General features: G+C 44.7%; 19 protein-coding genes. 16 read left to right on the plus strand and 3 right to left on the minus strand.

Annotated elements, in window-relative coordinates:
• The 10 genes from ACTIE6_RS18370 to ACTIE6_RS18415 form a co-directional block, all read left to right on the plus strand.
• Positions 1-619: Gfo/Idh/MocA family protein (locus ACTIE6_RS18370; RefSeq protein ID WP_439558030.1), on the plus strand; the 619-nt coding region annotated here is incomplete at its 5' end.
• A complete protein-coding gene (locus ACTIE6_RS18375) occupies positions 616-1386 on the plus strand; it encodes a 3-ketoacyl-ACP reductase (protein WP_439558031.1) in 771 nt (256 codons plus the stop codon). The genes ACTIE6_RS18370 and ACTIE6_RS18375, both read left to right, overlap by 4 nt.
• A gap of 139 nt (positions 1387-1525) precedes the next feature.
• A complete protein-coding gene (locus tag ACTIE6_RS18380) occupies positions 1526-2767 on the plus strand; it encodes an MFS transporter (protein WP_439558032.1) in 1242 nt (413 codons plus the stop codon).
• Between the two features lie 303 nt (positions 2768-3070).
• Positions 3071-3448 (plus strand): DUF3244 domain-containing protein, encoded by a 378-nt coding sequence (locus ACTIE6_RS18385; RefSeq protein WP_439558033.1) that lies wholly within the window; start codon positions 3071-3073, stop codon positions 3446-3448.
• A gap of 169 nt (positions 3449-3617) precedes the next feature.
• Positions 3618-3959, plus strand: a complete 342-nt coding sequence (locus ACTIE6_RS18390; protein WP_439558034.1) for a type II toxin-antitoxin system HigB family toxin — start codon at positions 3618-3620, stop codon at positions 3957-3959.
• Positions 3956-4531, plus strand: a complete 576-nt coding sequence (locus ACTIE6_RS18395; protein WP_439558035.1) for a helix-turn-helix domain-containing protein — start codon at positions 3956-3958, stop codon at positions 4529-4531. Before ACTIE6_RS18390 ends, ACTIE6_RS18395 begins: the two co-directional genes overlap by 4 nt.
• A gap of 27 nt (positions 4532-4558) precedes the next feature.
• Positions 4559-5671, plus strand: a complete 1113-nt coding sequence (locus tag ACTIE6_RS18400) for a Gfo/Idh/MocA family protein (protein ID WP_439558036.1) — start codon at positions 4559-4561, stop codon at positions 5669-5671.
• Positions 5672-5683: 12 nt separating this feature from the next.
• Positions 5684-6673 carry a glycosyl hydrolase family 18 protein gene (locus ACTIE6_RS18405; protein ID WP_439558037.1) on the plus strand — a complete coding sequence of 330 codons (990 nt, stop codon included), beginning with the start codon at positions 5684-5686 and terminating at the stop codon, positions 6671-6673.
• Positions 6674-6731: 58 nt separating this feature from the next.
• Positions 6732-7076, plus strand: coding sequence for a type II toxin-antitoxin system RelE/ParE family toxin (locus tag ACTIE6_RS18410; protein ID WP_439558038.1), 345 nt, complete (start codon positions 6732-6734; stop codon positions 7074-7076).
• Positions 7073-7372, plus strand: a complete 300-nt coding sequence (locus ACTIE6_RS18415; RefSeq protein WP_439558039.1) for a helix-turn-helix domain-containing protein — start codon at positions 7073-7075, stop codon at positions 7370-7372. The genes ACTIE6_RS18410 and ACTIE6_RS18415 overlap by 4 nt, the downstream gene beginning before the upstream one ends.
• Before the next feature lie 46 nt (positions 7373-7418).
• Here the strand turns inward: ACTIE6_RS18415 and ACTIE6_RS18420 are convergent, their stop codons facing one another.
• Genes ACTIE6_RS18420 through ACTIE6_RS18430 form a run of 3 tightly spaced genes read right to left on the minus strand, consistent with a single transcriptional unit; the run spans position 7419 to position 8066 of the window.
• Positions 7419-7646: a helix-turn-helix transcriptional regulator gene (locus ACTIE6_RS18420; protein WP_439558060.1), complete on the minus strand. Its 228-nt coding sequence runs from the start codon at positions 7644-7646 to the stop codon at positions 7419-7421.
• Entirely contained in the window at positions 7607-7849 is a 243-nt protein-coding gene (locus tag ACTIE6_RS18425; protein WP_439558040.1) for a helix-turn-helix domain-containing protein, read from the minus strand. The genes ACTIE6_RS18420 and ACTIE6_RS18425 overlap by 40 nt, the downstream gene beginning before the upstream one ends.
• Positions 7850-7859: 10 nt before the next feature.
• A complete protein-coding gene (locus ACTIE6_RS18430; protein ID WP_439558041.1) occupies positions 7860-8066 on the minus strand; it encodes a helix-turn-helix transcriptional regulator in 207 nt (68 codons plus the stop codon).
• 152 nt (positions 8067-8218) lie between these two features.
• Here ACTIE6_RS18430 and ACTIE6_RS18435 point away from each other — a divergent pair, with 152 nt between their 5' ends.
• The 6 genes from ACTIE6_RS18435 to ACTIE6_RS18460 form a co-directional block, all read left to right on the plus strand.
• Positions 8219-8443: a SymE family type I addiction module toxin gene (locus ACTIE6_RS18435; RefSeq protein ID WP_439558042.1), complete on the plus strand. Its 225-nt coding sequence runs from the start codon at positions 8219-8221 to the stop codon at positions 8441-8443.
• 282 nt (positions 8444-8725) lie between these two features.
• Positions 8726-9271: a DUF6934 family protein gene (locus tag ACTIE6_RS18440; RefSeq protein WP_439558043.1), complete on the plus strand. Its 546-nt coding sequence runs from the start codon at positions 8726-8728 to the stop codon at positions 9269-9271.
• 14 nt (positions 9272-9285) lie between these two features.
• Positions 9286-9462 (plus strand): hypothetical protein, encoded by a 177-nt coding sequence (locus tag ACTIE6_RS18445; RefSeq protein WP_439558044.1) that lies wholly within the window; start codon positions 9286-9288, stop codon positions 9460-9462.
• A 198-nt stretch (positions 9463-9660) separates the two neighbouring features.
• Positions 9661-10581 (plus strand): SMP-30/gluconolactonase/LRE family protein, encoded by a 921-nt coding sequence (locus ACTIE6_RS18450; RefSeq protein WP_439558045.1) that lies wholly within the window; start codon positions 9661-9663, stop codon positions 10579-10581.
• A gap of 138 nt (positions 10582-10719) precedes the next feature.
• The gene (locus ACTIE6_RS18455) at positions 10720-11490 is read left to right on the plus strand and encodes a hypothetical protein (protein WP_439558046.1); all 771 of its coding nucleotides are present in this window, start codon (positions 10720-10722) and stop codon (positions 11488-11490) included.
• An 89-nt stretch (positions 11491-11579) separates the two neighbouring features.
• A partial coding sequence (locus ACTIE6_RS18460) for a carboxypeptidase-like regulatory domain-containing protein (RefSeq protein ID WP_439558047.1) occupies positions 11580-12122 on the plus strand: 543 nt, incomplete at its 3' end.

Here is a 12122-nt window from a genome sequence, read left to right on the forward strand (position 1 = left end):
AGGGCACAGTATTCCAGCTCAGCGGCCTTCATGGAATTATCGTAAGGAAGATGACGGCGGTATTATCGTAGATATGCTTTGCCACTGGCGCTATGTGCTGGATAATCTTTTTGGTAAGGTAAAGTCAGTATCCTGCCTCGGTGCCACGCACATTCCCGAGCGCATTGATGAAAATGGAAATCCTTACAAAGCAACTGCCGACGATGCCTGCTATGCGACTTTCGAGCTCGAAGGCGACGTGATTGCACAATTCAATTCCTCGTGGACAGTACGCGTGCGCCGCGACGATCTCCTGACTTTGCAGGTTGACGGAACGCACGGTTCAGCGGTGGCCGGGCTTCGTGATTGTCACATTCAGCATTACGGAAATACGCCAAAGCCAGTCTGGAACCCGGATATTCCGCAGCCAATTCCATTTTTTGAAGGTTGGGCGAAAGTACCTGAGCAGGAGCTTTTTGACAATGCATTCAAAGCACAATGGGAGCTCTTTTTGAAACATATCGTAAAAGATACTCCCTTCCCCTGGGATTTGAAGGCAGGTGCAAGAGGTGTACAGCTGGCGGAAAAAGGTTTGGAAAGCTGGGCAAAACGTGCCTGGGTTGATATCGAGGAGCTATGAAAAAGACCGCATTAATTACTGGCGGCAGCCGCGGAATCGGTTTTGGTATTGCCAAAGCATTGGCCAAAGAAGGTTACAATCTCGCAATCAATGGGGTACGTGATGAAGAAAGTGTCACAGAAGCATTGGATGAATTGCGTAGCCTTGGTGCGGACGTTGTTTATTGTCAGGGAAGTATCGCCTCCGCAGCTGATCGTGAGGCTATTATTGAAAAAGCCTATTCGGTTTTGGGAGAGATCAATATCCTGGTCAACAATGCAGGTATCGCGCCCAGAACCCGCCTCGATATTCTCGAAACAACCATCGAGAATTACGAAGAAGTAATGACCACCAATTTGCAGGGACCATTCTTCTTCACCCAGGCTATTGCAAAAAGAATGGCGCGTACGAAGCAAAATAACCATGCTTTTGAGGCGACGATCATTTTTGTAACATCCATTTCGGCCACGGTAGCTTCCGTCAACCGCGGCGAATACTGTGTTTCAAAAGCAGGATTAGCGATGACAAACCTGCTTTTTGCAGTCAGAATGGCCGAGTTCAATATTCCTGTTTTCGAAATCCGTCCCGGCATTATATCCACTGATATGACCTCCAAAGTTCAGGAGAAATACGATAACCTTTTCCAAAGCGGCATTGCATTACAACCCCGCTGGGGAACGCCCGAAGACGTCGGAAAAGCCGTTGCCTCACTCACAAGAGGCGATTTCCCCTACTCCACCGGCCAGGTGATTGGTGTAGATGGGGGGATGTTGATTGATAGATTGTGATTTGGCTGTCGGCTGTCGGCTATCAACTGTCGGCTTTTTATTGAAAGTTTGATTTTATTATAACTAAAAAAAGGCTGACTGCCGATTGCCGACTGCCGAGGTATTGACAGCCGACAGCCGAAGTTAAAAAACCTGCCCTATGTCCGAACTTCCTAACTCCCGACCTTCCCTACTCTCCCAACTCATGCAAGTGCCGGTCATTGTGGCGGCGCTGGGTTACCTGGTTGATATGTACGACCTTTTTCTGTTCAGCGTCGTGCGTGTCCCGAGCTTGAAGGCGCTGAATGTGCCCGAAGACCAGCTGCTCACCGAAGGTATCAGTCTGCTGAATTACCAAATGGCTGGAATGCTGATTGGGGGTGTTTTGTGGGGTGTTATTGCTGATAAAAAGGGCCGCTTATCGGTACTTTTTGGCTCGATTATCATGTATTCTCTGGCCAATATCGGTAACGGTTTTGTGACCTCCCTGGATCAATATGCAGTTCTTCGCTTTATTGCGGGGGTTGGTCTGGCGGGTGAGCTCGGTGCGGGTATTACTTTGGTTACAGAGGTTTTGCCGAAAGAAATTCGAGGTTACGGAACTACGCTGGTGGCTACTTTGGGTGTACTGGGTGCTATTCTCGCTTATTTTGTGGCAGATCTGTTTGCCTGGCGGATATCTTACTTTGTCGGCGGCGGAATGGGCTTGCTGTTACTAGTACTGCGGTTCAATGTATTTGAATCCGGGATGTTCAAGCACGTGAAGGAAAAGTCGGTTGACCGGGGTAATATCATGATGATCCTGACCAATGGGAAACGTTTTGGTAAGTATATGATGGCAATTCTGGTCGGACTTCCGATTTGGTTTGTAGTTGGTATCCTGATTACATTTTCCCCCGAATTTGGTGCGGCGAAAGGTATTGAGGGGATTAATGCAGGAAAAGCTGTTATGCTCGCATTTTCCGGCCAAGTGGGCGGAGATATTGTGAGTGGGCTATTAAGTCAATATCTGAAAAGTCGTAAAAAAGTAATCAGGCTGTTTATCCTGCTTTCACTTGCGATGGTAGTCGGTTATCTGCTGATTCCAATGACTGATCTCTTTTCATTCTATCTGATTTGTGCATTGCTGGGCTTTTGTAATGGGTACTGGACTTTGTTTATCACCATTGCCGCCGAACTTTTCGGTACCAATCTTCGGGCAACTGTTGCAACTACGGTACCCAACTTTGTACGCGGCGCTACGATCCCGCTTGCTGCATTGTTTGTCAGCTTCAAACCGGATCTGGGTGTCATCCAGAGCGGACTTGTTATTGGGGTAGCTACTTCGGCAGTGGCGCTGCTTGCATTGTATTATCTGGAAGAAACTTTTACTAAAGACATGGATTTTGTGGAGAAGGAATAGTTCCTGGTCTTTGTTGTTATAGCAAAAAAATGGCTGTCTGCGATGCAGGCAGCCATTTTTTTTAACAGTTATTAACATTACCCCAAGCAACTTTCACCTTTACCTGCCCATCATTAGACCGAAATTGAGTCCACCACATTAAACCATTGAATTGCTCATGAAAGATATCCGCCACTCATTTACTTAAACCACCACTCCTGTACTTTGTAATACATAGTACTGGGTTTTGCACCACCTTTGTTATGTCCTCAGGGACAAAAAAGAAAATCAAATTAAAACAACAGCCATAAACATAAATTAGCCATGAAAACCTCATTTAGATTCTTCGCATTAGCTTTCGCATTTGTAGCTGCATCTTTCACTGCCAACGCAGAAGACAAAGAAGCAAAAAAAGCGACATTGGGAACAGGTATCTACCCTACCAAAGCAGGTAAGATCAATGTTTTGGTAGACAAAGCAAACACAGAATCAAGCACTATCCTGTTGCTTAAAAACGAGAGCGGTGATGTTGTTTACCGCGAGACAGTGGGCAAGGGCCAACAGAAATTCGGTCGCACTTTGAATCTGGACAGCATGGAAGCCGGACAGTACAAGCTGGACGTGATCAGCGGCGGTGAAGTTCAATCCAAAACTTTCCAGCTGTCAGAACAGAAAGTAGAGCGTATCGTTACTGTGAAGTAATTCATTAATTAAGGTTCAAAAAATGCTCCCGGGGTTCTCCTCGGGAGCATTTTTTATTTTTTCCAAAGTCGCTGCCGTTACTTTCCTGCCATACCAGCGTCAAAAGGTTGACATCAATAATGGTGAGTTCTACTTTTTGTAGAACTTTCTATCTAAATTCAACCGGGCGATGCTGCTAGATCAAAAAAGAATTCTAATTAAATGGCAACAAAAAAACAGAGGTAATCGAAAACTAACTGAGGCTATTGACGACCTGATTCTATACCTGGAAAATTCGACAATCGAGTCGCATTTGGATTTACTGAAACAGCGTAAAGACGCAGACCAGGTCCACAGCAAAGGAGTTTTCTTTTTCAACATTCAGAGTGATCGTGTATTGGTCGCGATAAAACTTATTGAAAAGCGAGCAATTGTGCTCTGGATAGGCACACATCGCAGTTATGAAAGAGTATTTAGAAATAACAAAAAAACAATCGAAAAATGGCTAAGATCAAACGGTCACATACAATGAACGAAATAGACATAAAGTTACTGATCCGAAAAGGTGTCATATCTTCGGAATTAGAACTGGAACGCGCGTCCCTTGCAGCACGATTTCTTAGACTCCAAAGTGAAGACCATCCCGAATTGGCTTCGCTTGAAGAGCAGTTGAGTATATTGATACGTGATTACGAATCGAAGTACTGGTCCGACTTCAAGCAGGTTACAACAAAACAGGTTAAAGAAAGCGACTTGGCCGAAAAGCTGGCAGCAAAAGAATTTAAGTTTTACAAGAAGAGGCGGGAGCTGATCATTAAAGCATTGAAACAAAACCAGCTCAATCAAAATGCACTGGCTGCTATTCTCGCCCATAGTAAATCCTACACTTCTGAGCTCATGAACGGAGTAAGATCGTTTTCTATGAATGATCTGATCATCATTCACAAGCTTTTCGGGATTAAATTGGAAAGCCTCGTTTTTACCGAAATCCCAGTTGAAACAGAAAGGAGGATTAAGACCGCGCTGGAAAAAACCGCATCAAATTCTTCCAACACGAAAAAAACTGCGCAGGTAACTTCATTAGCGAAAGCGCTTTACTCGTAAAACACTTTCTTACCAAACGAATCACCTATGAACTCCCGCCGAGATTTTCTTCAAAAACTGACACTAGGAATTGGCGCTACGGCACTCTCCGACTTGCCCGCCGCTGCCCGCGAACTGTACTCCGGACCAAAAGCCGACAAACAACTGCGGGTCGCCATCATGGGGCTTGGCAGCTATGGAACCCGCGTGGCGGATGCCATGAAAGATTGTAAAATGGCGACTCTCGTCGGCGCGGTTTCCGGCACACCGCCCAAGCTGGAAGATTGGAAAAAGAAGTACAACATTCCTGAGAAGAACACGTACAATTACGAAAATGTCGCTCAGATTAAGAACAATCCGGACATTGATCTGGTGTACATTACTACCCCTAACTCGCTGCATCACAAGCATGTTTTGCAGATAGCAGCCGCCGGAAAACACGTTCTTTGCGAAAAACCGGTAGCTGACAATGCGAAACAAACGCGCGAAATGATTGCGGCTTGCGAGAAAGCGGGAGTGAAATTCTATATCGGGTACCGAATGCATTTCGAGCCGCACACCCGCGAGCTGATCCGCATGCGCGAGGCTGGGGAGTTGGGCAAGATCATGCATGTAAACAATTATATGGGTTTCAAATCGGGCGATCCAAATCAATGGAGGCTTAAAAAGGCATTGGCCGGCGGCGGTGCAATGATGGACGTGGGCATATATGCATTAAATGGAGCGCGGTATGCAACGGGCGAAGAGCCGATTTGGGTGACGGCGCAGGAAAGTAAAACTGATCCAGTCAAATTCAAGGAAGTGGACGAAACCATCATGTTCCAGCTTGGTTTTCCGAGTGGCGTCATCGCAAGCTGCGGCACAACTTACAATTTCAATAATTACGAGCGGCTTTATGTGGTGGGGGAAAAAGGCTTTGTTGAACTCAGCCCCGCATTCAGCTACGGTCCGATCAAAGGGCGTACGCACAAAGGTCCAATGGACCAGCCGGTAGTCACACACCAAACCTTGCAAATGGACGGAATTGCTGACATTATCCTCAACAACAAACCCGATCCCAATGTAAGCGGCGCGGAGGGTTTGAAGGATATGATCGTGGTCGACGCGGTTTATGAGTCCATTCGCAAAGGCGGCGCGAAAATTATGCTGGCGGGTAAATAATATTATAGTCTGATGATTTACAACAAAGTGCAGCATTATCTGGCTGCGGTAACACTGGCGTGCCTTTTGGTTTTTAGTTGTTCCAAAAAGACGATAACAGCTTCCAAAAGCAGTGTTGATAGCCGGTTTAAGGTAATCGGCTACTTACCTAACCGGGTGGATTTGGTTACAGCTGCAAACCAGGTGGATTTTGCCAAAATCACGCATTTGTACATTGCCTTTATCAATCCGGATTCTTTGGGCAACTTAACAGGTACCGCAAATCTGAAAGAAACGGCCGCTCTGGCCCATTCCAGGAATGTAAAAATCATGGCGTCAATTGGCGGCGGCGGCGCGCCGAAGTATTATCCTTCTTTTTTGATTGGAGAAAAGAAAAGCAAGCTGATTAAAGACCTTGTAAATCTCGCAGTTGAAAATAATCTCGACGGCATTGACGTGGATCTGGAAGGCGAATTGATCGATGCCAATTACGAGAACTTTGTAATCGACCTTGCGGCTGCATTGAAGCAGAAAAACAAACTGATAACGACCGCAATTGCGACAGTTTACAAAACTCAATTCACCGACAAAGCCTTGGCACAGTTTGATTTTGTCAACATCATGTCCTACGACCGCACCGGCCCCTGGCGCCCCGACAAGCCCGGCCCGCACGCGCCCTACTCCATGGCCGAAGAAGACCTCGACTACTGGCTCAACACACGCAAAATCGCAAAAGAAAAACTAACCCTCGGCGTTCCATTCTACGGCTACGGCTTCGGCGGCACTGCGCCGGAAAGTATGTCTTATAAAAACATTCTCCGACAATATCCCGACTCGGTGAACCAGGATCAAATGCATTTAAATGGAGGGATGGTTTATTACAATGGACTGCCGACGATCAGGAAGAAAACGCAACTGGCGAAAGAGAAGGTAAGCGGGGTGATGATTTGGCAGTTGATGCAGGATAGTACTGGGGTGAAATCGCTGTTGAGGGAGATTGATAGAACAATCAAGGAGCACTAGATTGAAATTTGTTACATTTTAAGTTAACTTTACAATACACACACTTAATTAGATAATAATGGAAAAGCGTCGGGAGCTGGTCTTCTTTCGAAATTACTTTGACAATTTTTATCAAAGCCAAAATCAAAAGGTCAGGGATAAGATTGATTATGTAATCTACCTTTTAATGCGTGTTGATCGAATCTCTGAAAAATTCCTGAAACACGTTGAAGGTGAAAAAGGCTTATACGAATTGAGAATTGAAGTTGGCAGCAATATTTTTAGAATTTTCTGCTGTTTTGATAAAGGTAATCTTGTAGTTCTCTTCAACGGATTTCAAAAGAAAACGCAAAAGACTCCCAGCGAAGAGATAAAGCTGGCCGTGAAGCTCATGAATGAATATTTTGAAAGCAAAAACAAATGAACGTAAAATCAGAAATAACCACAGCAGAAGAACATTTCACGCGCTATCACGGCAATCCGGGGACTAGCGAACGAATTGATTTTGAACTTCGTGCAAAAAATTTTTTGATTGGCGAGATGATCAAAGATGAAAGAAAACAAGCCAAATTAACTCAGGAGCAGCTTGCGGAAAAAATTGGTGCGAAGAAAAGTTTTATTTCCAGAATTGAAAATGGAAGGACTGACATTCAACTATCAACACTTTACAGGATCTTGGAGATTGGTTTAGGCAAGAAACTTGAATTATCAGTTCATTAGAATGGCTTTATATAGAAGCATTTTCTTTCTACTAGCGAACACTGCATTAAAGCTTAACTACATCCTCCAAACGCACGTCCAACGCCAAAGCAATCTCATACAAAGTATAAAGTGAAGGCGACAACTTTCCATTCTCAATCCTTTCAATAGACTGCCTGTCTTTCTCACAAGCCCGTGCAAGGTCTGACTGACTCCAACCTTTCGCTGTCCGGAGTTGAATGATTCTTTTACCTATCAGTTTTTGCAGTTCGATTTTATTAAAGAGGAAGGTAATTCGACACCTTTGAACACTGCTTTCAACAAATCACAAGGATCAACGTCCATTGCAAGCGCGATCAAATAAAGCTCCTTGGCTCTCAAATGCGAACCTTCTTTCAAAGTTAGCTCACTGAGTCTTGAAGCGCTGATACCAGTTTTGCGGGAAATTTCAGCTTTGTTTATAGATTTTCGTCCGAGATAAAGGCCTAGTTCCGTCATTCGCTATACTTCATTTGGAAGGTATAAACAATTCTCTTACGTCCACGTCCAACAACTCCGCGATTTCATAAAAGGTCTCGATCGTCGGTTGCATATCATTTGTACACCAGCGGGATACTGTCGACTTATCCTTGCCAGTTACCTCTGCAAGCCACTTTGCCGATTTCTCTTTCTCTGCAAGAACAATTTTTATTCTATTATACTTCTGCTTGGGCATTAACCGGAGATTTCGTTTGACGCAAACTTAGTGAAAACTTTAAGTTAATGACAATGAGCACCTTAACGCCCCTTTATGTGCTCGAAACGAAATATAGTTTTCGTAAAACGAAATCTTAATTTACTTTTACGAAAACTTAATCAGAGATTCGTATGCCGATATTTAAGGAACGCCAATTAAAAATTTATCCAAAATACCAGCAAACCTCCCAGTGGCGAAGCAAGTTCGTTCCCGAAATCCGTCTGTGTGGAAAGTGGCTGGAAGATATGGGATTTGACTATGGTGAGCACATTACGGTGCGGCTGGAAGGTGAGAAGTTGATTATTGAGCCGGTTGGCGAATTGAGGAAGAGTCCGCAGTTGGAGATTTGGGACTAAATCTTTTCAAGTGATTTTTAAAACATTATACTAGAGCCATGAAAGCAAAACACAGACAACACTTATTTCTTTGCCACACGTGTGACTAAGAAACGAAGTACCTCCAACTCAGAATTCGGAAATTGCAGAAAGACAATCATGAGAGAAGTGCTGCGGCAGCTTGGCGCGCTTTAATCCCGCCAATTGAACCGATCATTCATTCCCTAGCTGCCTCTCGCTAATTCTGTATCAAAAGTTTTGCTGATTGATGCATTTTGCCATTGTTGATCATTTTATAAGCAAATGGCAGGTGTAACCAATCCTTACGAGGTCGATGAGACACGCTTAACTACCGGATATCGGTTTCTGTTTGTTAGCGAAGGTTATCAAAAAATCACCAAGGCAGTTCAGTATTCATATATCCAAACATTTGAAGATCGCTCCGTCTATAACCTTGGATTTGGTGACTTTGACTTTCGTTTAAACGATATTGAAGACCAGGTTAAGTCAAAAAACGGCGACGCCTACCGGGTTTTCAAGACAGTGCTATCAACGGTACCGCTGTTTTTTGAAAGACTTCCCACTGCCATGTTGATGGTCCAGGGAAGTGATGGAGGTCCGGACTTTGTCACCAATTGCCAGAAAGTTTGCATTCGGAATTGCACCGCTTTATGCAGGAAGGCCAATCAGAGGATAGCAGTCTATCGTGGTTATGTCGATAAAAATTTCTTACACCTAAGTCTGGAATACTGGTTCCTTGGCGGATTTGTTACAAACCAGAACCAAATTACTATTGAACGCTACATTTCTGGCCGGAAATATGATGCTATTTTATTGTTCAAAAAATAACCTTATTTTTAATTATGGAAACGAAAGCAAAGCAATCCAACGTAATCCCTGACGATCCCGAAGAGCGTGCAGCATTCTTGCGCAAACTGGCGGAGAAAATCGGCGACCGTGATCTCTTTCCTGAAAAAACAGCCCGTGCGCGGCAGTTCCTGGAAGGGCTTGAAAAGAGCCAGCAGCGTTTAATCCCATAGTTATTGAGGTGCCACTTACGGCACCTTTTTTGTTGTCTGGGCGTATCCGATAATGATTTTAAATACCTCACCTATCTCCCATTTGCACCTGAAAAAGCTAACACTGTTGCGCTGTCACCAGTTTAACAAGTAAGGAAACAGCGTTTTCACGCTTTTTACATTGTAGCCGCATTAACACAACCCGGCACTGTTTTTACTATGAAACGATCAGCAGGTATATTTTCCATTTTTTCCGGACTCGCAGCTTTGCTCTTTCCGGCTTTACTTTCAGCACAAATGATGGATTCCAAATCAATAGCAGCTCCGGGCGCACAGGTCGAGAAATTAGGTGATGGCTACAAATTCACAGAGGGACCTACGCCCGATAAAGACGGAAACGTATTTTTTACCGATCAGCCCAACAACAAGATTATCCGCTGGGATGCAGAGACGGGCAAATTCTCCGTTTTCTCGGATAAGGCGGGCAGGGCCAACGGAATGTACTTTGATAGCAAAGGAAACCTGATCAGCTGCTCCGACGAGGACAATCAGGTTTGGTCTTTTGATAAAAATGGGAAAGCGACTGTTTTGGTTAAAGATTACGAGGGTAAATTATTAAACGGCCCAAATGACCTCTGGGTGGACGCAAAAGGCGGCATTTACCTTACCGACCCGCTTTACAAACGCGATTACTGGAAACGCGATCCGGCCATGCAACAGGACGGCGAGCACGTTTACTACTTAACACCCGATCACAAAAAGCTCATCCGGGTCGACGAAAAAATCAAAAAACCCAATGGGATTATCGGCACACCCGACGGCAAAACATTGTACGTGGCGGATATCGGCGATAATAAAACCTACAAATACGACATTCAAAAAGATGGTACGCTGACAAACAGGACCCTTTTCGTCTCCAAAGGCTCCGATGGAATGATCCTCGATGAAGAAGGAAACCTGTACATAACAGGCAAAGGAGTAACCGTTTTTGATAAAACAGGTGAGCAAATCGCACACTTTCCAACGCACAATGGCTGGACAGCAAATGTTTGTTTTGGTGGAAAAAACAGGGACTTATTGTTTATAACCGCCGAAACTGCGGTTTATGGTTTGAAAATGAGGGTTAAGGGAATTAAATAGACTTGGGTTATCGGCTTTCGGGGATCAGCTTTTAAGGAGGTTCAAATGAGCCTCCTTTACCGTTTACACAGAATTGATCCTCTACTGCAACCTTCGAATCTTTTCTTGTTTCTGGAAATAAAAACTCTATTTATATCCATGAACCAGCGATTCAAATCCTCTTTACACATCGTAAACGGACCTCTTCTTGCGGCCGCTTTTTCTCTTTTCATTCTTTCCTGCCGGACTGCCGAAGTTGCAGTTAATAATCAGCTTAAAACTGACACCGAAACTTACCAGGTAAAAGGTCGCCAGGGATTTCAGATCGGGCAGGTACTGTCTTTTGGTGACTACAAAACCAGCAAAGTCAAGCGTGGATGGACATTCAGCTACTCACTGCCGTTTATTGTCAAATTCAATGGAGCGCGCGAAAAGATCAGCTTTCAACAAATTGGATTGAATGGGACTACTGCCGATGTGGCACTTGTCAGCCGGTTTAACGAAACAGAATATGCGCCTTTGGAGGATTACTTTTCCATCTCTCTCAAATACAAAAACTACTTCGCAGGTACGGTTAAAGTGCCAGAATCCAGCGATTCTTGGGATTTTCTGGTTCACAATGTAGACGGCACAAGCCGGAGTTTAAGCAAAAATACCACTGCCGGATTCGTGCGCTCCAATCGCGTGAAAATAGAGATTGAAGGTATCCGAGAATTGGAAGGTTCCACTTCATTTTTGACCCAAAATGACGTATACGGTTATCAATTTACCTTGGACGGAAAAATAGTAGCGGCAGTATCCACGATCAACAACGGCAAAGTTTGGTTCAAAAAAGAGCTTGACCCGGATCTCAAACTTGTACTGGCAAGCGTATCTTCCGGACTAATGCTCCGCAACAATATGGATGACAATGCGATAAGTATGCATTAAGCAAGCCAGCGGGAGTTGGTAAAACGCGAAAAACGGATCATACTATAAATTTTATCGGCTCGTTACAAAAGCGAACCAGCTCCCGCATTATGCGATTTTTGTTTACTCCTCTTCTTTTTCTTGTAACCATTGCTGCCCTCGCGCAAGACCGGATCACCATCAGCGGCTTCGTAAAGGAAAGCGGGAGCCAGGAGCAATTGCCCGGCGTGAATGTATACATTGATAATTCGCCTTATGGGACCGTTACCAATACATACGGATTTTACTCGCTAACCCTGCCCCGCTCCGACTCTGCCCGCATTTCTTTCTCCTTTGTAGGATATGAAAAGGTAACCCGGCCCGTGAGCTTACTTCGGGATGCGGAACTGAATATCTTTCTCGCAACCATTACCCAGCTTGAAGAAGTCGTGGTCTCCGCGAGGAAACAGGAAGATTATGTGAGCCGCGATGTGCAAATGAGCAAGGTCGAAATCCCGATCCAGCAACTCAAAAAGATACCCGCATTTTTTGGTGAAAAGGATGTACTCCGCGTTTTGCAGCTCATGCCGGGTGTGCAGAAAGGTACAGAGGGACAAACCGGATTGTACGTTCGCGGCGGAGGTCCGGACCAGAACCTGATCATTCTCGACGAT

Source organism: Dyadobacter sp., from assembly GCF_051859145.1.
Classification (GTDB): domain Bacteria; phylum Bacteroidota; class Bacteroidia; order Cytophagales; family Spirosomataceae; genus Dyadobacter.